Raw genomic sequence first — 21073 nt, 5'->3', positions numbered from 1 at the left:
AAATAATGGACAAAGATAAAGAATTAGAACTTAACAACTTCTATCAAAATGGGCTGTATCAAGATATTTTTTCTGAATGTTAAATATCAGTTAATGTTTACAAATTATTTTTTGACACTATTTTTAATTTCAGTAAATTGTTGTTAAATAATTATTTAACTCCAAAAAATCAATGAAAAAATCCTTAACCATCATTTCTATTCCATTATTGGCCTTAATGACGGCTTGTAACGGACAAGTTAAAAAAGAAGAAAAAGAAGCTTTAGCCAAACAGCCTAGCAACATAGTAAAAACTGCTATTGGAGACATTACGCTGCCTCCGCCGTATGCAACCGAATCAAAAACCAACAATAGCAAGGTGGTTGGATGGCCAAACGGAATTACGCCAAAAGCGCCAGAAGGCTTTACGGTAACTAAATTTGCTGACGGATTCGAAAATCCGCGCTGGACATACATTGCGCCAAACCAAGATATTTTTGTTGTAGAAAGCGGAACGCGTGCTAGTAAAAATCAAATTACGGTTTTGAGAGACAAAGATAAAGATGGAAAATTTGAAACTCGTGAAGTTTTCATTTCTGGCTTAAACAAACCTTTTGGAATGTTGGTTTTAAAAGACTTTTTCTACATTGCCAATACCGACGGATTATACCGTTATCCTTATAAAAACAATCCGCTGAAACTGGAAACTAAAGGAGAAAAAATTCTTGAACTTCCTGCAGGCGGCTACAACAATCACTGGACAAGAAATTTATTAGCAAGTCCTGACGAAAGCAAAATTTATATTTCGGTGGGTTCTGGAAGTAATAATGGAGAAAATGGAATGGATAAAGAAATTCGCCGCGCCGCCATTTTAGAAATCAATCCTGACGGAACTGGCGAAAAAATCTTCGCTTCAGGGTTAAGAAATCCTGTGGGAATGGACTGGAATCCTGCCAACAAAGAGTTGTGGACCGCAGTTAATGAACGTGATGATTTGGGAGACGATTTAGTTCCGGATTATATCACCAGCGTAAAAAAAGATGGTTTCTACGGATGGCCTTATTCTTATTTTGGAAGTATTCCTGACCCAAGAATGAAAGGCGAAAGAAAAGATTTGGTAGAAAAAGCTATTGTTCCTGATGTTCCGGTTGGCTCGCACACTGCTTCTTTGGGATTGGCTTTTTACACAAAAGATAAGTTTCCGGCGAAATATAAAAATGGCGCTTTTGTTGGACAACATGGTTCATGGAATCGTTCTAAAATTTCGGGTTATAAAGTACTTTTTGTTCCGTTTAAAGATGGAAAACCTTCAGGAAAACCAGAAGACTTTTTAACTGGTTTTATTTCGGATCAGAATAAAGCAGAAGTTTACGGTCGCCCAGTTGCTGTAACCGTGATGAACGATGGATCGCTTTTGGTTAACGACGACAGCAGTAATACGATTTGGAAAGTGGATTTTAAAAAATAAATTCCAATTTTCTGAAATTCCAAATTCCAAAAAAATGCGATAATATTTAAACACATAGAGACATAGTCCCGAAGCTTCGGGATTGTTTAAAAAGAAGTTGATAAAAGAAAACTCGTTTTTCACACATGATTGTTATGTGTCTTTTAAGAATCAAACGCCTTTTTTGCCTCAATGAATGCTGTGTTTCTATGTGTTAAAATAAAATTCCAATTTTCATTCGTCTAGATAAAATTCCAAATTCCAAGAATAGAGATAAAATTTAAAACACATAAATTTTCAAAATATAGCCCACGGTTTCAACCGTGGGAACGCAACGCATATACAAACCGAGTTCCCACGGTTGAAACCGTGGGCTATGTTTAAATTCTATATCAATAGTTGTGTTTAAACACAAACCTTTTTATGATTTTTAAAAAAAATTACCTGCCTCTTTTTGCAATCATTGCTTCTCTAAACATTTTTGCACAACAAAAAGAAACCCACAATATTGACTCCACCAAAACACAAAAACTACAAGAAGTTTTAATAAGTCCGCTTCATATCAATCGTGATTTACAAAATAGTCCCGCTTCCATTGGCATTTTATCCGAAAAAGAATTGCTTCAAAATAATACCACAGATATTAGTAATGTCATCAATACCATTTCAGGTGTTTTTATGCAATCGTCAAATATTACGACAACCCGAATTTCGATTCGAGGAATTGGCGCCAGAACTCCATACGGAACCAATAAAATCAGGGCTTTTTACGGAAACATTCCGCTTACTTCGGGAAATAGCGAAACTGTAATTGACGATATAGATCTTCAAAATATCAATCAATTAGAAGTAATAAAAGGTCCGCTTTCGAGTATTTATGGCGCTGGATTGGGCGGTGCGATTTTGATTTCGCCTCAAAATTTTAATAAAGGAAATTATCAAACAGAAATAAGTTCTGTTTTTGGTTCTTTTGGATTATTAAAAAACAGAGTCAGTTTTGATTTGAACGAAAAAAAATCCTCTTTAAATCTGGGTTATCATAATTTAAAAACCGATGGCTGGCGCGAAAATAGTGCTTACAATCGCGAAGGAATTACGCTTTCGGGAGAATTATTTCGAAAAGAAAACGGCAAACTGACTTACTTTTCTAATTATACTTATTTAAAAGCCTACATTCCGAGTTCGATCAACAAAACCACTTTTGAAAATAATCCGCAGGCAGGCGCGCCGACCTGGGTTGCCTCAAAAGGATTTAAAGAATACAAATCGACTTTGGCCGGATTGGCGTATGATTTCAAAATTAATGATCATCTGAATAGTTCAGCTTCGGTTTTCATCAATTATAAAGACAGTAACGAACCTCGTCCGTTTGACATCCTGCGCCAATATACTTTTGCTTCTGGAGTAAGAACACAGTTTTCGGGTGATTTTAAAATTGGAAAAATCAATAATCAATTTATTTCTGGAATTGAATATTTCGCAGACAATTACAGCGGAAATACGTTTGAAAATTTATATCAGCAAAATAACGGAAACGGAAGTTTAGAGGGCGACCAACTTTCGGCAACCAATCAGAAAAGACATTTTTATAATGTTTTTACGCAAATTAGAACTTTACTTTCTGATCGATTTGAAATTCAGGCAGGTTTAAATTATAATAAAACCAAATTTGAACTCGAGAATGATTTTCCCGCTTCCGCGAATACTCCAAAAGAAAATTATAGTTATGATGGTATTTTTTCGCCACAAATTTCTTTTCTATTTAAGCCAAACCAAATTAGAACTTTTTACTTTTCTGTAAGCCGAGGATTTTCACTCCCTGCAACCGAAGAAACCTTGACAAGTTCAGGAAATATCAATCAAAATATAAAACCAGAAACGGGCTATAATTTTGAGTTAGGTGGAAAACTTCACTTTTTCAACAAAAGACTTTACACAGAAATTGCTGTTTACAGAATGGAAATCAAAGATTTATTGGTTGCCAAAAGAATTGGCGACGATCAATATGAAGGTGTAAATGCTGGAAAAACATTTCATGAAGGAATTGAAATTTCATTAAAACATAATTGGGCGATCAATTCATTTTTTAATTTAAATTCCTATGTCGGAGCTTCAATCGGAAATTATGAATTCAAAGATTTTGTAGACAATGGAAATGATTTTTCTGGAAATAAATTGACTGGAGTTCCCGCAAACACGGCAAGTGCTGGTTTCAATTTAAACATGAACTCTGGATTTTACTTTGCAGCCAATTTTCAATTTACAGATAAAATTCCGATGAACGATGCCAATTCGGCGTACTCAGATTCTTATTCTCTTTTGAATTTAAAAACAGGTTACGAATTTGAAATTTTATCGGGACTGAAAGCCCATTTTGATGCAGGTATAAATAATGTATGGAATGAAAAATATGCCTCTATGATTTTAACAAATGCAGTTGGCGTTGGAAATGCACAACCGAGATATTATTATCCCGGATTACCAATAAATTACTACGGAATTATCTCATTAAATTACGTATTTTAGCCTAGTGTAAAATATTTAAAACAATGACAATCGAATTGCAAAAAAAACTGGACTACGTATATCCTTGCCGAGAAAGCCGTCTTGAAGTAGCGCAGGAGATTTTAGAAAATCCGTCACTTTTCAGTGAATTGATTTTGATATGCTTTTCGCCACAAGACAAAAACAATCACAAAGCCTGCTGGATTTTAGAGTTTGTATCTTACGAAGAATTAGTTTGGTTGCAGCCACATTTGGATTTTTTCTGTTCGAATTTGAAAGTTTTAAAAAATGAAAGCTCCCTACGTCCAATTGCAAAAGTGGTTCAGCTGTTAGTAAAATCGCATTACAAGGAAAACGAAAATGGCATAAAACTATCCCAAGAAAATCTTCAGGATTGTATTGAAGCGTCTTTTGACTGGTTAATCAACGATACAAAAGTTGCTACAAAAGCCTATTCTATAAGAACTTTATATATTTTAGGCAATTATTACGATTGGATTCATCCCGAACTCAAAACTATTGTTGAAAAAGATTTTGGAGATCATTCTGCCGCCTATAAAGCCGTTGCTAAAGAGGTTTTAAAGAAAATGAAATAAAGTTTTTCGTTACTTTTTTACCACAAATTTCACAAATTTTCACAAATTTTTTCTCAAACTCTTCAAGCTTATCTAAGACTACGCTGTACAAAATTGCATAATATTAAAGTCTAATTTAGTAAAAATATAATTCGCGAAAATTTGTGAAATTTGTGGTAAAAAAATCATCTCTAATTCTTTTAATCTGTGGCAAAAAAAATTCGAGCAATTCGTGTAATTCGTGGCAGAAAAATTTTTAGGGTAAAAAAAGATTAAAAAGTATCTTTGCAAAAACACAACGCAAAATGAATTATTTTTCTTCTGATTTTAAATTAGGAATATTAGGCGGCGGACAATTAGGCAAAATGCTTTTGTTCGACACACGCAAATTTGACATCCAGACTTACGTTTTAGATCCGAGTGACGAAGCGCCAAGTAAAATTGCCTGCAACAAATTCTTCAAAGGCGATTTAATGGATTATGAAACTGTTTATAATTTCGGGAAACAAGTTGATGTTTTGACTTTCGAAATCGAATTGGTCAATCTTGAAGCTTTGACACAATTAGAAAATGAAGGCGTAAAAGTATATCCGTCTCCAAAGACTTTAAAAGGAATTCAAAATAAAGGCGTTCAAAAACAATTTTATGCTGAAAATAATATTCCAACTGCATCTTTCTTGAGATTTGACAGTCCGGCACATTTACAAAAATCGGTTGGAAACAATGAAATCACAATTCCATTTGTATGGAAATGCACCGAATTTGGTTACGACGGAAATGGCGTAAAAGTCATTCGTCAGATTTCAGATTTGGATGATTTGCCAAATGTAGAATGTATTGCAGAAACGATGGTTCCGTTCAAAAACGAATTGGCAGTAATTGTGTGCAGAAGTCCGCTAGGAGAAATTAAAACCTATCCGGTTGTCGAAATGGAATTTCACCCAGAAGCAAACCAAGTAGAATATGTAATCTGCCCAGCAAGAATCGACGATAAAGTTGCTGAAAAAGCCAGAGCAATTGCATTGAACGTTTCAGAAAAATTCAATCACGTGGGACTTTTAGCAGTTGAAATGTTCCAAACCAATGAAGATGAAATTTTAGTGAATGAAGTAGCGCCGCGTCCGCACAATTCTGGTCATTATTCTATTGAAGCGAGTTATACGTCACAATTCGAAAATCATTTACGCGCTATTTTAAGTCTTCCGTTAGGAAACACCGACAGTAAAGTTGCAGGCGTTATGGTGAATTTAGTTGGTGCAGAAGGTTATTCTGGAAATGTAGTTTATGAAAACATCGAAACCATTTTAGGATGGAACGGCGTTACACCACATATTTATGGTAAAAAAGAAACACGTCCGTTCAGAAAAATGGGACACGTTACGATTGTAAACGAAGATATGAACGAAGCAAGACGAATTGCGGAGCAGGTTAAGAATACTATTAAAGTGATTAGTGGTCAGTAAAAATTAGTGGTCAGTTTTTTAGTCGCAGTTTACAATTTTAAAAAAAAATCTATTAAGTCTCAGCAACAACTTGAAACCTGAAACTTGAAACAAAAAATAACAAAACAAAAAATGAGCAAAGTAGCCGTTATCATGGGAAGCATCTCAGACATGCCAGTTATGCAGGATGCAATTGACATGTTGAAACAATTTAATATAGAAGTTGAAGTCGATATTGTTTCGGCACACAGAACGCCGGAGAAATTAGTCGATTTTAGTAAAAACGCACACACACGCGGAATTTCAGTAATTGTTGCCGGTGCTGGCGGTGCGGCACATTTACCAGGAATGGTGGCTTCTATGTCTCCGCTTCCTGTAATTGGAGTTCCTGTAAAATCAAGCAACTCAATTGATGGATGGGATTCTGTTTTATCAATTCTGCAAATGCCGGGCGGTGTTCCTGTTGCAACTGTAGCTTTGAACGGAGCAAAGAACGCTGGAATTTTGGCAGCACAAATTATCGGAAGTTCTGATAAAACTGTTTTAGATGCTATTATTGCTTATAAAGAAGAATTGAAAGCTGCGGTTAATAAAGCGGCTGAAGGTTTGAAAAAGTAATTTCACAGAGATACACAAAAGTTACACAGAGAAGCGCAAAGATTTTGTGTATCTCTGTGTTTTTTCTTTGTGGAACTTTGCGAAATAATCTTAACGAATCATTATTATGTTTTTTTGAAAGAAAAACTTAACTTTGAGAAAAAGTAAAAAAAATGAATATTCAAACCTCTAAAATAGAATTGGCTAAGATTGTTTTAGATATCGATAATCCTGATCTTATTCAGGAAATAGCCGATTTAATTTCTTCTAAAGAAGGTCTTTCGAAACTTCAAAAACAAAAAATAGACGAAGCCATTTATTCTTTAGATCATAATGAAGGAATTCCTCATGATATGGTTATGGAAGAAACTAAAAATCGTTATTCAAAATACTTTAAATAGATGAATGTTATCTGGTCTCCACAAGCTCAAAAGGACTTTTGGAATAACATTGATTACCTTGAAGCAGAATGGTCTGAAAAAATCGTTCTAAATTTCATTGAAAAAGTAAATACCACGATCGATCTTTTAAAAAATGACAATGTGTTGTTTGTAAAAACTAATTACAGAAATGTTTACAAAGTTGTCATTACCAAACATATTTCCCTTTATTACCGAATTGAAAACAGTAAAATTGAATTACTTCGGTTTTGGAATAATTTTCAGGATTTAGAAAATTTTAAATTATAAAAACAAATAAAATAGTGGCCAGTCGTCAGTTTTTTAGTGATCAGTCTTGGTCTTAATAAAACTAAATACTAAAAAACTGAACACTGAATACTAAAAATACATCATGAGCGTACTAACACAATATTTCAATACCAAACATAATACAGCGCCTTTTTCGCAAATTAAAATTGAAGATTACGTTCCGGCTTTTCAGGAAGGAATTCAATTGGCGAAAGCCGAAATCGATGCTATTGTAAATAATCCAGACGCGCCAACTTTTGAAAACACCATTGTAGCTATGGATTTTTCGGGCAATATTTTGGATCGTCTTTCTAGTGTTTTCTTCAATTTAAATTCGGCTGAAACGAATGACGAAATGCAGAAAATTGCACAGGAAGTTTCGCCTTGGCTTTCCGAATTTGGAAATGATATTCGTCTAAATGCCGATTTGTTTGCAAAGGTAAAAGCAGTTTACGATCAAAAAGAGAGTTTGAATCTCAACCCAGAACAAACAACTTTACTTGATAAAAAATACAAAAGTTTTTCTAGAAACGGAGCCAATCTTCCAGAAGCCAAAAAAAATCAGTTAAGAGAAATTGACAAAGAATTATCAAAACTGAGTTTGCAATTTGGCGAAAATGTTTTGGCAGAAACAAACAATTTCGAACTACATTTAACAGACGAAAAAGACCTTTCAGGTTTGCCAGAAGGAACAATCGAAGCAGCAAGATTATTAGCCAAAAACCAAGAAAAAGAAGGCTGGATTTTCACTTTAGATCATCCAAGCTACGTTCCGTTTTTAACTTATGCTGATAATCGCGAATTGCGTAAAAAAATGGCAATTGCTTTTGGCGCAGAAGGTTTTCAGAAAAACGACTTTAATAATGAAGAAAACGTCTTGAAAATTGCAAAACTTCGCCACGAAAGAGCTAATCTTTTAGGTTATAAAACGCATGCGCATTTTGTTTTGGAAGAAAGAATGGCTGAAAGTCCAGAGAAAGTCTTTTCTTTTTTAAATGATTTATTAGCGAAAGCAAAACCTGCAGCTCAAAAAGAATTTGCCGAATTAACCGCTTTCGCGAAAGAGCTGGACGGAATCGAGCAATTGGAAAAATGGGATGGTGCTTATTATTCTGAAAAATTAAAACAACAGCTTTTCAACTTAGACGATGAAAAACTAAAACCATATTTTCAATTAGAAAAAGTTTTAGAAGGCGCTTTTACCGTTGCCAAAAAATTATACGGACTAACTTTTACGGAAGTTTTTGATATTGATAAGTACCACGAAGAAGTTACAACTTATGAAGTTCGTGATGCAAATAATAATTTAGTTTCGATTTTCTACGCTGATTTCTTCCCAAGAAAAGGAAAAAGAAACGGCGCCTGGATGACTTCTTTCAAATCGCAATATGTAAAAGATGGCGTAAATGAAAGACCGCATATTTCGAACGTTTGCAACTTTACAAAACCAACCGAAACAAAACCTTCGTTATTGACTTTTAATGAAGTTACGACTTTATTCCACGAATTCGGTCATGGTTTACACGGAATGCTTGCCGATACGGTTTATCCAAGTTTATCTGGAACTTCTGTTTACTGGGATTTCGTAGAATTACCAAGTCAGATTATGGAAAACTGGTGTTACGAACCAGAAGCTTTGGCATTATTTGCGAATCATTACGAAACGGGAGAAATTATTCCGATCGAATATGTGCAGAAAATTAAAGAAAGTGCAAGTTTCCAAGAAGGTTTAGCGACTTTGCGTCAGTTAAGTTTTGGGCTTTTAGACATGGCTTGGCACGGACAAGATCCAACTAATATTACCGATCTTAAAACTTTCGAAACAGAACAATTTGCAAATACGCAATTGTATCCAGATGTAAAAGAAAACGCAATGAGTACCGCTTTTTCACATATTTTCCAAGGCGGCTATTCTTCTGGATATTACAGTTACAAATGGGCCGAAGTTCTGGATGCAGATGCTTTTGAATATTTCCAAGAAAACGGAATTTTCAATGCTGAAGTGGCAAAGAAATTTAAAGACAATGTACTTTCAAAAGGAGGAACTGAACATCCGATGACTTTGTACAAACGTTTTAGAGGTCAGGAACCAAAACCTGAGGCGTTGTTGAAACGTGCTGGATTGTTATAGAGCTCCTAAGATACTAAGTCTCTAAGGTGCTAAGCTTCTTTGAGATTCAAATACTAGAACCGAAGTTTTCCGCTTCGGTTTTTTTATTGTATTTTGTCAAAAGCAAATTTAGCTATCTTCGCATTTTTAAATCTTAATCTTACAAAATAAGCCGTGAAAAAATATTTCAAAATCTTTCTTTACCTCGCCATTATCGGAATAATTACAATCGTATCTGTAAACTATCACATCACCTCATCAACCAAAAAATATATCCATTACTCAATAAAGAAATTTCCAAAAAATGATGTCGGAATTATATTTGGCGCCGGAATTAACGGAGATCAACCTAGTAAATATTTAAAAGACCGATTAGATGCTGGAATTATGCTTTGGAAGGCAAAACGCATCAATAAGATCTTACTTTCAGGAGATAACGGTCGTGAAGAATATGATGAATTAACGGTAATGAAAAATTACTGCTACAGAAATGGTGTTGACACGACAAAGATCTTTATCGATTATGCCGGATTTGACACATATTCTACAATGTATCGCGCGAAGCATATTTTCAAAATAAAGAAGGCAACTTTAATTTCTCAAGAATATCATTTAAACCGAGCGATTTATATAGGGCAAAGTTTAGGCATAAAATCGGCTGGATATTCTGCAAACAAAGGAGAATATTTAGGTTATAAATATGTAACGTTTAGAGAATATCTTTCCAGATTTAAATCTTTTTTGGATGTTTTACGAAATCGTGAGCCACATTTTTTAGGTGGAGAAATTGATATTAACGGAGAATCTAATTATTCTAAAGAAGATAAACGATAAAAGAAAGTCCGAAAATTATGAACACAATTGAAAAACTACATCTAATTGAAAGTGTTTGGAGAAATTATATTTGGGAATATGACTTTTTTAGAGAAAAATTAAATTTTGACGATGAATCAAAAACAAATTATGTTGGTGTAATATTTGGTTATTTTCATGACACATTACCAATTATAACTAATTATATTAATGATAAATCTCCCTCTTCATTAAATAATGATTTTTTAAATTCAATTGGACTCCTACAAGTAATTTATTTACAGCAAGATTTAGTAATCGAATTAAACAAATCATTTGGCTTTAGCCATGATATAACATCAAATACAAATAGAGAATTAAGAAATGAATTAATTGGTCACCCTATTAGTAGATTTCAAAATAGGGCTTTAAAATCCTTTTGCCTTTTTGGATATGAAACTTCAAGAAGTAAAATTGTATATTTAAAATATGCTCAAAATAATAATTTTAAGTTTCAAGCAAAAGAATACCAAACAAATGAAATAATTGAAAATCATATAAAACTTCTAGATAAAAATTTTGAATTAATTTTAAACAAAATAAAAAAACTTTTTACTGAGTTTAAAAAACAGCTTAATTCAATTCTTGAAAATATAGACACTATAACATTTGAAATTTTAATTGAAGAAATAAGTAAAAACTTTAATTTTTATTTCAAATCTGATATTGTATTTAGCCGAGAAAACATACTAAAAACATATAATTTAAAAGACCAAGCATTGAGATACAATTATAACTTAAAGTTATTTTTAAGCAATCTTAAATGCAGTTTGATTGAAAACATAAATACTATAAATAACACATATCTTAGAAAAAAAGAAAATGTTATTGAATATGAATATATAGATTTACCAAGTAATTATACTTTTGGAAAACTATATAGCAATCATCCTATTTTTGGAATTAACTACTTTAAAGAAAGATTTTCATTCGATAAAGAAATCATAATAGAACTAGAAAATATGGAAAATAATATCGATAATGATTTTCAATACTATTGTTCTTATAATTATTTACAACATTTAATAAATGAAAAGCATCCCTCGTTCTTTAATGAATGATTTCACCTATTACAGTAAAAACATTTATTCCTGATTTCAAGCCAATTAAGATTGTCGAAAAAAAGAATAGAAACTTAAACAATTCTGCAAGATTTCTATTCTTTTTAAAAGATAAAAAATCCGATTCTTTATTCCTTTTCTAAAACTCTTTTTGCCAGTTTTCCAACAGTCAATCCTTGCACCAAAATCGAAAATAGAACTACAATGTAAGTTACTTCAAGCAGCAGGTTTTTATATTCTCCTTCAGGCATAGAAAGTACTAACGCAATAGATACGCCGCCACGAATACCTCCCCAGACTAAAACCATCAGAGAACCTTTATTATACGCCGATTTGATTCCGAAAAATTTAAATATGTCGAAAAATTTCCACGGTAAAACTATCGATATCAAACGAGAGAACAATACAATAAAAATAGCCACAATACCTGTTAGTAACTGCTTATTTAAATCTGGAAGCAATAATAACTCAAAACCAATAAATAAGAATAAAATTGCATTTAGTATCTCATCAATAAGTTCCCAGAATTTTCCCAAATAATCTTGAGTCACTTCGCTCATGGCCACTTTTTTACCATAATTTCCTATAATTAATCCGGCAACAACCATTGCCAGCGGACTAGAAACGTGTAAACTTTGAGCAATCAGAAATCCTCCCATTACAATAGAAAGCGTTATTAAAACCGAAACTTTATAATCATCGATTTTCTTCATAACATTTGATGCTGAAAATCCTAAAACAGCTCCTAGCAGAAGTCCGCCAATACCTTCTTTTGCAAATAACCAGGTAATGGAGCTAAAACTCATATCAAATGTCGGATCGGTTGCCATTTTTAAGACAACGGCAAACATTACTACCGCTACCCCATCATTAAACAAGGACTCACCAACGATTTTGGTTTCTATTCTCTTAGGAACTTTTGCTTCTTTTAAAACGCCTAAAACAACAATTGGATCGGTTGGAGAAATTAAGGTCCCGAAAACCAGACAAAATATATAAGGAATATTGATGCCAAAAAACGGTGCTATATAATAAAGCAGCAACGAAATAATCAAAGCCGATAAAACGACACTAACGGTAGAATAAATCATGATCGAAACTTTTTGTTCTTTCAGATCTGACATGTTAACGTGAAGGGCACCAGCGAATAACAGAAAATTCAACATCGCTCCCATTAAGATTTCATTGAAATCAAATTCTTTTATAAGATCAAAAAAATGTTTTGTTGTATCAGGAAAATAAGAATCTCCCAAAAGGCGAATTCCAACAGAAACAAGCATTGCGATAATCATGATTCCGATTGTTCCCGGAAGTTTTAAAAATCTTAAATTCAAATAGGCGAAGAAAGATGCTAGTACAATAAGCACCGAGAATGTGTAATATAATTCCATAAAATGTGATTTTTACAAAAATAGCTGTATCATTATTTAATCAAAAATTTCACGTGTTGAATTAACATAACTTTACAATTTGTTAAATAAGTTTCAATTATTTTTGAAAGTTTAAAAACTTTTACCTACATTTGAACTATGGAATTCAAAGAAGCAAAAAATAAATTCGTTCAGACTTGGGGAGCTTTAGGTTCTCAATGGGGCATTAATAAAACTATGGCACAGATTCATGCATTATTAATGGTCTCAAACGAAGCTGTTTCTATGGAAGATATTATGGAAGAATTACAGATTTCGCGAGGAAACGCCAGTATGAATCTTCGCGCTTTGATGGATTGGGGAATTGTATACAAAGAATACAAAGCCGGAGAAAGAAAAGAGTTTTTTACTGCTGAAAAAGATTTGGACGAATTAGCCGTTAAAATTTCGAGAGAGCGAAGCAAAAGAGAAATAAAACCTGCGCTTAAAATCTTAAAAGAAGTTTCTACTATTGAGGCCAAAGATTCGGCAGAGGAAAAACATTTTGTAGACCAGACTTCTAAACTCTATGATTTTGTTTTGAAAGCAGATAATATGTTAGATAAAATCACTGAATTTAATGATAATTGGTTGGGAAAACTTGTGATGAAAATCATGAAATAAAAAAATTTAATCAAAACTTTCAATTATTTCTGAAAGTTTAAAAATTTAAAAAATACTTAATATGAATTTCTTAAATGCACAATGGAAAAATTTAGCCTTATTTAATTATGAGGTTGATCGGGAAATTCTGGAAAAATATCTTCCAGCAGGAACTGAGATTGACATCTGGAACGGCAAATGTTATGTGAGCTTAGTCGGATTTCTTTTTAAAGAGACAAAAGTTTTAGGATTAAAAGTTCCGTTTCATGTCGATTTTGAAGAAGTGAATCTGAGATTTTATGTGAAACGTTCTGAAAATGACGAATGGAAGCGCGGTGTGGTTTTCATTAAAGAAATTGTTCCCAAAAAAGCCATCACATTTATTGCGAATACTTTGTATCAGGAACACTATGAAACGCAGAAAATGAAGCATGGAATCTTCGAAAATGAAAAGACAAATACTTTCGTTTATCAATGGAAAAACGGTAAAAAATGGAATACCATTCAGGTAGAAACTCAAAAAAATCCAACAGCAATTAAAGTTGATTCTGAAGCTGAATTCATTACTGAGCATTATTTTGGATATACTAAAATCAGCGATGAAACTACTTTTGAATATGAAGTTACACATCCGCGTTGGGAGCAACTGGAAGTTCTAAATCATTATGTTGATATTGATTTTGGAAAAACATACGGCGACGATTTTGCCTTTCTTCAAAACTTAAACCCAACTTCTGTTTTTCTGGCTAAAGGTTCTAAAATCGGAGTTAAGAATAAAAGAAAATTACAGATAAGACCTGTTTTAGAAGAAATGTATTAAGCTATTTACTAATCCAAAAAACCAAAAATTATGAAAACACTCGAAAATCAAACTTTACTTTATGATGAAGATTGTCCACTTTGCAGTTTGTACACAACGGGATTTGTAAAAAGCGGTATGTTAGATCAAAACGGAAGAAAATCTTATTGCGAATTATCAGCCGAAGAGCAAAATTTTGTGGACTTAAAAAGAGCTCCAAACGAAATTGCTTTAGTCGACAACAAAACCAAAACGGTAATTTACGGAATTGACAGTTTGATAAAAGTCGTTGGATTTTCTTTTCCTTTAATTGAAAAAATTTCAAACCTAAAACCAGTTCATTTCATTCTCAGAAAAATGTATTCTTTTATTTCTTACAATCGAAAAGTGATTATTCCGGGAAATGTAAAAGAAGAAAACAAATTGCAATGCACACCCGATTTCAATTATAAATATCGTTTTCTGTTTATTGGTTTTGCGTTGACTGTAACGACTTTTATTTTATTTGGGTATTCTAATTTGATATTGAATTTTCCAAAAAGCAGTATTACGAGAGAACTTATTTTAGCTTTGGGACAAATTGTTTTTCAGAGTTTATTTCTTTTTAAAGTCGATAAACAAACGATTATCAATTATGCCGGAAATTTAATGACGGTTTCTTTAATGGGAAGTTTAATCTTAAGTCCGATTCTGATTTTGAGTCAATTTGTGAATCTTCCTCAAATGATAATTTTAGGTTGGTTTGGAGTTACGGTTTTGATTATGTTTCTGGAACATTCTCCAAGAATTAAAATTTTAAAACTTCCATTTTACTTAACTTTCACTTGGATTTTGTATCGAATTATCGCGTTGTTTTTAATTTTAAATTAATTATTAGCCACGAATTCACGAATTACATATCAAAAAATTCGTGAATTCGTGGCGAAAAAAATAACACAAATGAGTAAACTTATTATAGCAGCGGGAACTGGATTTTTAGGGCAGGTTTTGGTCCGTCATTTCAAAAATAAATTTGAAGAGATTGTAATTCTGACTCGCGGAAAATCTAAAAATGCTGACGGAATTAAATACGTAAACTGGAACGCCAAATATTTTTCTGGTTGGGAAAAGGAACTAGAAAATGCTGACGTTTTAATTAATCTCGTTGGAAAATCTGTGGACTGTCGTTATACCAAAAAGAATAAACACGACATTTTATGGTCTCGAATAAAAAGCACTAAAATTCTAAATGAAGCAATTTTAAAATGTCAAAATCCGCCGAAACATTGGCTGAATTCTTCTACGGCAACTATTTATCGTTTTTCTTTGGATAAAGAAATGGATGAATTTGATGGCGAAATTGGAAATGATTTTTCTATAAATGTCGCACTTTCATGGGAAAAAGCATTCTTTAAAACCGAAACTCCAAATACTTTAAAAACCGCTTTACGAACTTCTATTGTTTTAGGAAAAAACGGCGGTGCATTGATTCCGTTAAAGAATTTAGCGAAGATTGGTTTTGGCGGAAAACAAGGAAATGGAAATCAGTTTGTGAGTTGGATTCATGAAGAAGATTTTGCGCGCGCTGTTGATTTTATTATTGAAAAAGAGCTTATCGGAAAAATTAATATTGTTTCTCCCAAACCAATTCGAAACGCAGCTTTTATGCAAAAGCTGAGAAAAGCTGTTGGTTTTACATTCGGAATTCCGTTGAGTAAAACGCTTTTAGAAATTGGTTCTTTTTTTATTCGAACAGAAACAGAATTGGTTTTGAAAAGTCGAAATGTGATTCCGAAACGACTTTTGGAAAATGGATTTGAGTTTAAATTTGGAGATATTGATAAAACATTTCGAGATTTATTGTAAACTCTATTTTGTCATTCTGAGCGATCCCGAGGCTTCGGGAGAAGAACGACAAAGATTAACCTTTGTGAAATAATACGTTTCCCACGATTTCAATCGTGGGCTATGTTTTTACATTCTTATTTTTTTTTCGCATTCAAGCATAGCCCACGGTTTCAACCGTGGGAACACAATCCAAATCCGTAACGTTTTGTCATTTCGACGAAGGAGAAATCTCCACGACATATTCCACAAAGATTGGAAATACTTTGTAGAGTCTCTTGCGGAGATCCTTCCTTCGTCAGGATGACAAACAAGACGTGATCAAATATTATAAATAACTTTTCTAATGACAACAATCCATCTTAGAACCAAAATAAAAGCACCAATAAAAAACGTCTTTGACGCCTCAAGAAATATTGATGTTCATCAACAATCTGCAAGCCAATCAAAAGAAAAAGCAGTTGCTGGAATAACTTCTGGTTTAATTAATTTAAACGAAACAGTAACCTGGCGCGGCAAACATTTTGGATTTTATTTGCAGCACAAAAGCCGAATTACTGTCATGAACTTTTATGATTATTTTGTGGATGAAATGGAAAAAGGTCATTTTAAATCTTTTAAACATGAACATTTTTTTGAAGAACAAAATGATTTTACGATTATGAAAGATCAATTGCAATATGAAACGCCTTTTGGAGTTTTCGGGAAATTATTTGATGTTTTGTTTTTGAAAAGGCATCTTATTCATTTTCTGATTGAAAGAAATAAAATTCTGAAAGAGTTTTGCGAAAACAAAATATGAATTGCCTCCAGCTTTAGCTGGAGGTGAAAATTTTATGGGTATTCAAGGCTTTAGCCAAAAGGTTAGATTTGGCTAAAGCCTCTTTGTTATCATTAATCTTCCTCCAGCTAAAGCTGTAGGCAATTGATCTGATTTTCTTTTGAAAATGAATCTTCTCGTTATACGTTTTGCGTGAAGGATAGGAGCTGGCTACCGAAGTAGCGCGGATAGCCCGACGCCTTTTTGATAAGTGGGCGAATAAGCGCAAAGTATGTTGGCCCACTTATCTAAAAGGGGGCACGCCCAAAGTATATTTACTCTTAAAAATAAACAATCATCAGCCACCAAAAAATCGGAACGGCTTCTACCCAAAAAGAAGTATAATATTTAGATCGGTTTGTGTTTGCAAAGGCAATAAAAAGCATTAGCATTATGACCATTATCAAATTTATAATGGCATCGTGATAATTGAATGTTGAAACAAAAACCTCGAGAAACCAAAACGGAATCAACAATAAAAATCCGAGAAGTTTGGTTTTTTTGACTCCGATTGTCTGCGGAACGGTTTGCAAATGCGGATCGTCATTAGCGAGATCTAAAATTTCGAAAACTAAAATCAGGACAAAAACCAAAATAAACCTTTGAATACATTTGATGAAAAAATCTACCGAAAACGGAATTTCAGCATTTATAAGAGGCAAAACCAAAGTGGCGCCGACCCAGCAAATGGCAACAATGTAAATTTTTACTCCAGCCCAGTTTCGGGCATTTCTTCGGTTTGGGAAAAAGGGTAATGTATAAAGTGCGGTTATAGCAAAAATTCCGAACGAGACAATTTGAGTAATTCGTTTTAATTGAAGAAAATAATAACCGACTAAAATCACCGAAATTAAACTCAAAACAGCGATGATTTTTAACTGTGTTGAAATTGGATTTTTCTTGACGCGAACCAGCGCGTCATATTTTACGAAATTATATCCTACAATTGTGCCGAAAAAAACAAAAAGCGCCATTGGCTCATCGTATTGAATATGAAATACATGGAAAGTAATATGCACCAAAGCGAAACACGACAAAGCCACGTGAATACTGCTGTTTAAATAAAAATTTAATATCTGTTTTAGAAGTTTCATGCCTCAAATCTAATCAATTGGTAACAAATCAACTCTTTAGTTAGAAATTTGATAAAAATTGAAGTTAAAAATACCTATTAAATTATTAATAATACTTAATTTTGCGCCACAAAAAAACAACACATTTACTTTCAAATGTTATTTGCCTCATAAAACTGAGGCTGATGGCATTGCCCTTAAAAATTTATATAGCTACAAATGAGAACAGATGCTTTTGCTTTAAGACACATTGGCCCAAGAGAAACCGATCTTCCGTACATGTTGAAGACTATTGGGGTTGACTCGATTGAACAACTGGTTTATGAAACACTTCCAGATGATATTCGTCTAAAAGCGCCGTTGAATTTAGATCCTGCAATGACAGAATTCGAATTTGCAAATCATATTCGCGAATTAGGGAAGAAAAATAAAACATTTAAATCATACATTGGTTTGGGTTATCACCCGACTATTGTTCCGGCTCCGATTCAGAGAAATATTTTTGAAAACCCGGGATGGTATACAGCTTATACTCCTTATCAGGCAGAAATTGCTCAGGGACGTTTAGAAGCTATTTTAAATTTCCAAACTACGGTTATCGAATTAACCGGAATGGAAATCGCAAATGCATCTTTATTAGATGAAGGAACTGCTGCTGCAGAAGCTATGGCGTTATTATTTGACGTTCGTACAAGAGATCAAAAGAAAAACAATACACATAAATTCTTCGTTTCTGAAGAAATTTTACCTCAAACTTTATCTGTACTTCAAACACGTTCAACACCAATCGGAATTGAATTAGTAGTTGGAAACCACGAAAACTTTGATTTTTCTACAGAGTTCTTCGGAGCAATTTTACAATATCCAGGAAAATATGGTCAAGTAAACGATTACAGCGCTTTTGTTGCCAAAGCAAAAGAAAACGAAATCAAAGTTGCCTTTGCTGCAGATATTTTATCATTGGCAACTTTAACTTCTCCGGGAGAAATGGGAGCTGCAGTTGTAGTGGGAACTACACAACGTTTTGGTGTACCAATGGGTTACGGTGGTCCTCACGCTGCTTATTTTGCAACTAAAGACGAATACAAACGTTCTATGCCGGGTCGCATCATTGGAGTTTCTGTTGATACAAACGGAAATCGTGCTTTACGTATGGCATTAGGAACTCGCGAACAGCACATTAAACGTGAAAAAGCAACTTCAAATATTTGTACAGCTCAGGTTTTATTAGCCGTTATGGCCGGAATGTACGCGGTTTACCACGGACCAAAAGGTTTGAAATACATTGCAAACAAAGTTCACGCTTCTGCGGTTACTGCTGCTGAAGCTTTAAATAAATTAGGAGTTTACCAAACTAATACGGCTTTCTTTGATACTATTTTAGTAAAAGCAGACGCTCAAAAAGTAAAAGCGGTTGCAGAGAAAAACAAAGTAAACTTCTTCTATCCTGATGCTGAAAGTGTTTCGATTTCATTTAACGAAACAACTGCAGTTGCCGACATCAACCAAATTATTGCGATTTTTGCTGAAGCTTTAGGAAAAGAAACTTTTACGGTTTCTGAATTATCAGGGGCAAGTCAATTACCGGCTTCTTTAGAAAGAACGTCGCCTTTCTTAACGCATGATGTTTTCAACAATCATCATTCAGAAAGTCAGTTGATGCGTTACATCAAAAAATTAGAGCGTAAAGATTTATCATTGAATCACTCGATGATTTCATTAGGTTCTTGTACAATGAAATTAAACGCAGCTTCAGAAATGTTGCCTTTATCTATGCCAAACTGGAACAGCATTCACCCGTTTGCTCCAGTTGACCAGGTTGAAGGTTACCTTACAATGCTTAAAAAATTAGAGCAACAATTAAATGTAATTACTGGTTTTGCTGGAACTACATTACAGCCAAACTCTGGAGCGCAAGGAGAATATGCTGGTTTAATGGCAATTCGTGCTTACCACATGTCAAGAAACGAAGGTCACCGCAATGTATGTTTGATTCCTTCATCTGCTCACGGAACAAACCCTGCTTCTGCAGCGATGGCCGGAATGAAAATCATTGTGACTAAAACAACTCCGGAAGGAAATATTGACGTAGAAGATTTAAGAGAAAAAGCGATTGAACACAAAGATGATTTATCTTGTTTAATGGTAACGTATCCTTCTACTCACGGAGTTTTTGAATCTTCAATTATCGAAATCACAAAATTAATCCACGACAACGGCGGATTAGTATATATGGACGGTGCCAACATGAACGCACAAGTTGGATTAACAAATCCTGCTACAATTGGCGCTGACGTTTGTCACTTAAACTTACACAAAACTTTCGCTATTCCTCACGGTGGTGGTGGACCTGGTGTTGGACCAATCTGCGTGAACGAAAAATTAGTTCCGTTTTTGCCAACAAACCCAATTTTGAATGTTGGTGGCGAACAAGCGATTACTGCTATTTCATCTGCACCTTACGGATCTGCTTTGGTTTGTTTAATTTCTTACGGTTACATCACAATGATGGGAGCTGAAGGATTAAAAAGTGCTACAGAACACGCAATTTTGAATGCAAACTATATGAAAGCGCGTTTCGAAGGTCACTATCCAATTCTTTATACCGGAGAATGCGGAAGAGCGGCGCACGAAATGATTTTAGATTGCCGTTCTTTCAAAGAAAACGGAATCGAAGTGGGTGATATCGCAAAACGTTTAATGGATTATGGTTTCCACGCTCCAACGGTTTCTTTCCCAGTTGCGGGAACTTTAATGATCGAGCCTACAGAATCTGAAGATTTAGCAGAATTAGATCGTTTTTGTGATGCATTAATCTCAATCAGAAAAGAGATTGAAGAAGCAACTGCTGATGATAAAAACAATGTATTGAAAAATGCACCGCATACTTTAGCAATGTTAACTACTGATAACTGGGATTTCCCTTATACAAGAGAAAAAGCGGCTTACCCATTAGATTATATTGCCGAAAATAAATTCTGGCCATCTGTTCGTCGTGTAGACGATGCGTATGGTGATAGAAATTTAGTTTGTAGCTGTGCTCCTATTGAAGCTTATATGGAAAACTAAGAATTTAGTTTTTATTAATATCCAGACCCGACAAGTTTTAAAATTTGTCGGGTTTTTTATGGTTTAAATTTTTGTTTCACGTTCCAACGAAACTTGAAACCTGAAACAAAAATAATAATCTAGGCGTGCCCACATCCCGATAAAAGGGCTATTTCACTTTACGCTTATTCGCCCTTTTATCGGGACGCGGTCGGGCTATCCGCGCTACTTCGGTAGCTT

The 21073-nt window shown here is 33.9% G+C and carries 18 protein-coding genes; 16 read left to right on the top strand and 2 right to left on the bottom strand.

Annotated elements, in window-relative coordinates; genetic code table 11:
• Positions 1–172: 172 nt before the first annotated feature.
• The 10 genes from EG814_RS12595 (at position 173) to EG814_RS12550 (ending at position 11257) form a co-directional block, all read left to right on the top strand.
• Positions 173–1447, top strand: coding sequence for a PQQ-dependent sugar dehydrogenase (locus tag EG814_RS12595; protein WP_125722296.1), 1275 nt, complete (start codon positions 173–175; stop codon positions 1445–1447).
• A gap of 402 nt (positions 1448–1849) precedes the next feature.
• Positions 1850–3952: a TonB-dependent receptor gene (locus tag EG814_RS12590; protein WP_125722295.1), complete on the top strand. Its 2103-nt coding sequence runs from the start codon at positions 1850–1852 to the stop codon at positions 3950–3952.
• 23 nt (positions 3953–3975) lie between these two features.
• A complete protein-coding gene (locus tag EG814_RS12585; protein WP_125722294.1) occupies positions 3976–4527 on the top strand; it encodes a hypothetical protein in 552 nt (183 codons plus the stop codon).
• A 284-nt stretch (positions 4528–4811) separates the two neighbouring features.
• Positions 4812–5969 (top strand): 5-(carboxyamino)imidazole ribonucleotide synthase, encoded by a 1158-nt coding sequence (locus EG814_RS12580; protein WP_125722293.1) that lies wholly within the window; start codon positions 4812–4814, stop codon positions 5967–5969.
• Between the two features lie 96 nt (positions 5970–6065).
• Positions 6066–6566, top strand: coding sequence for a 5-(carboxyamino)imidazole ribonucleotide mutase (gene purE / locus EG814_RS12575; protein WP_262700345.1), 501 nt, complete (start codon positions 6066–6068; stop codon positions 6564–6566).
• Between the two features lie 152 nt (positions 6567–6718).
• Positions 6719–6946 (top strand): hypothetical protein, encoded by a 228-nt coding sequence (locus EG814_RS12570; protein ID WP_125722291.1) that lies wholly within the window; start codon positions 6719–6721, stop codon positions 6944–6946.
• The gene (locus EG814_RS12565; protein WP_125722290.1) at positions 6947–7234 is read left to right on the top strand and encodes a type II toxin-antitoxin system RelE/ParE family toxin; all 288 of its coding nucleotides are present in this window, start codon (positions 6947–6949) and stop codon (positions 7232–7234) included.
• A 103-nt stretch (positions 7235–7337) separates the two neighbouring features.
• Entirely contained in the window at positions 7338–9365 is a 2028-nt protein-coding gene (locus tag EG814_RS12560) for a M3 family metallopeptidase (protein WP_125722289.1), read from the top strand.
• A gap of 153 nt (positions 9366–9518) precedes the next feature.
• Positions 9519–10178, top strand: a complete 660-nt coding sequence (locus EG814_RS12555) for a SanA/YdcF family protein (RefSeq protein WP_125722288.1) — start codon at positions 9519–9521, stop codon at positions 10176–10178.
• 17 nt (positions 10179–10195) lie between these two features.
• Positions 10196–11257 carry a hypothetical protein gene (locus EG814_RS12550; RefSeq protein ID WP_125722287.1) on the top strand — a complete coding sequence of 354 codons (1062 nt, stop codon included), beginning with the start codon at positions 10196–10198 and terminating at the stop codon, positions 11255–11257.
• A gap of 128 nt (positions 11258–11385) precedes the next feature.
• Here the strand turns inward: EG814_RS12550 and EG814_RS12545 are convergent, their stop codons facing one another.
• Positions 11386–12648, bottom strand: a complete 1263-nt coding sequence (locus EG814_RS12545; protein ID WP_125722286.1) for a cation:proton antiporter — start codon at positions 12646–12648, stop codon at positions 11386–11388.
• A 138-nt stretch (positions 12649–12786) separates the two neighbouring features.
• On the opposite strand from EG814_RS12545, the gene EG814_RS12540 reads away from it, so the two are divergent.
• The 5 genes from EG814_RS12540 to EG814_RS12520 all read left to right on the top strand — a co-directional run bounded on the left by EG814_RS12540 (position 12787) and on the right by EG814_RS12520 (position 16694).
• On the top strand, positions 12787–13290 hold the full coding sequence (locus EG814_RS12540) for a GbsR/MarR family transcriptional regulator (protein WP_125722285.1): 504 nt from the start codon (positions 12787–12789) through the stop codon (positions 13288–13290).
• Between the two features lie 61 nt (positions 13291–13351).
• Positions 13352–14089 carry a YqjF family protein gene (locus tag EG814_RS12535; RefSeq protein ID WP_125722284.1) on the top strand — a complete coding sequence of 246 codons (738 nt, stop codon included), beginning with the start codon at positions 13352–13354 and terminating at the stop codon, positions 14087–14089.
• A gap of 30 nt (positions 14090–14119) precedes the next feature.
• Complete coding sequence (locus EG814_RS12530; RefSeq protein WP_125722283.1) at positions 14120–14938, top strand: thiol-disulfide oxidoreductase DCC family protein; 819 nt, start codon at positions 14120–14122, stop codon at positions 14936–14938.
• A 69-nt stretch (positions 14939–15007) separates the two neighbouring features.
• On the top strand, positions 15008–15913 hold the full coding sequence (locus tag EG814_RS12525) for a TIGR01777 family oxidoreductase (RefSeq protein ID WP_125722282.1): 906 nt from the start codon (positions 15008–15010) through the stop codon (positions 15911–15913).
• 325 nt (positions 15914–16238) lie between these two features.
• Entirely contained in the window at positions 16239–16694 is a 456-nt protein-coding gene (locus EG814_RS12520) for an SRPBCC family protein (RefSeq protein ID WP_125722281.1), read from the top strand.
• Between the two features lie 299 nt (positions 16695–16993).
• Here EG814_RS12520 and EG814_RS12515 read toward each other — a convergent pair whose 3' ends face one another.
• A complete protein-coding gene (locus tag EG814_RS12515) occupies positions 16994–17806 on the bottom strand; it encodes a UbiA prenyltransferase family protein (protein WP_125722280.1) in 813 nt (270 codons plus the stop codon).
• A 198-nt stretch (positions 17807–18004) separates the two neighbouring features.
• On the opposite strand from EG814_RS12515, the gene gcvP reads away from it, so the two are divergent.
• Complete coding sequence (gcvP, locus tag EG814_RS12510; protein ID WP_125722279.1) at positions 18005–20854, top strand: aminomethyl-transferring glycine dehydrogenase; 2850 nt, start codon at positions 18005–18007, stop codon at positions 20852–20854.
• Positions 20855–21073 lie beyond the last annotated feature (219 nt).

This window comes from Flavobacterium ustbae (genome assembly GCF_003946915.1).
GTDB lineage: Bacteria > Bacteroidota > Bacteroidia > Flavobacteriales > Flavobacteriaceae > Flavobacterium > Flavobacterium ustbae.
Note: the sequence above shows the minus strand (reverse complement) of the source record. Positions and strands in the feature narration are given on the sequence as shown.

Coding starts and splice junctions, on each gene's coding strand:
- EG814_RS12595 (WP_125722296.1), top strand. CDS start 173: ATGAAAAAATCCTTAACCATCATTTCTATTCCATTATTGGCCTTAATG.
- EG814_RS12590 (WP_125722295.1), top strand. CDS start 1,850: ATGATTTTTAAAAAAAATTACCTGCCTCTTTTTGCAATCATTGCTTCT.
- EG814_RS12585 (WP_125722294.1), top strand. CDS start 3,976: ATGACAATCGAATTGCAAAAAAAACTGGACTACGTATATCCTTGCCGA.
- EG814_RS12580 (WP_125722293.1), top strand. CDS start 4,812: ATGAATTATTTTTCTTCTGATTTTAAATTAGGAATATTAGGCGGCGGA.
- EG814_RS12570 (WP_125722291.1), top strand. CDS start 6,719: ATGAATATTCAAACCTCTAAAATAGAATTGGCTAAGATTGTTTTAGAT.
- EG814_RS12565 (WP_125722290.1), top strand. CDS start 6,947: ATGAATGTTATCTGGTCTCCACAAGCTCAAAAGGACTTTTGGAATAAC.
- EG814_RS12560 (WP_125722289.1), top strand. CDS start 7,338: ATGAGCGTACTAACACAATATTTCAATACCAAACATAATACAGCGCCT.
- EG814_RS12550 (WP_125722287.1), top strand. CDS start 10,196: ATGAACACAATTGAAAAACTACATCTAATTGAAAGTGTTTGGAGAAAT.
- EG814_RS12545 (WP_125722286.1), bottom strand. CDS start 12,648: ATGGAATTATATTACACATTCTCGGTGCTTATTGTACTAGCATCTTTC.
- EG814_RS12540 (WP_125722285.1), top strand. CDS start 12,787: ATGGAATTCAAAGAAGCAAAAAATAAATTCGTTCAGACTTGGGGAGCT.
- EG814_RS12535 (WP_125722284.1), top strand. CDS start 13,352: ATGAATTTCTTAAATGCACAATGGAAAAATTTAGCCTTATTTAATTAT.
- EG814_RS12530 (WP_125722283.1), top strand. CDS start 14,120: ATGAAAACACTCGAAAATCAAACTTTACTTTATGATGAAGATTGTCCA.
- EG814_RS12525 (WP_125722282.1), top strand. CDS start 15,008: ATGAGTAAACTTATTATAGCAGCGGGAACTGGATTTTTAGGGCAGGTT.
- EG814_RS12520 (WP_125722281.1), top strand. CDS start 16,239: ATGACAACAATCCATCTTAGAACCAAAATAAAAGCACCAATAAAAAAC.
- EG814_RS12515 (WP_125722280.1), bottom strand. CDS start 17,806: ATGAAACTTCTAAAACAGATATTAAATTTTTATTTAAACAGCAGTATT.
- gcvP (WP_125722279.1), top strand. CDS start 18,005: ATGAGAACAGATGCTTTTGCTTTAAGACACATTGGCCCAAGAGAAACC.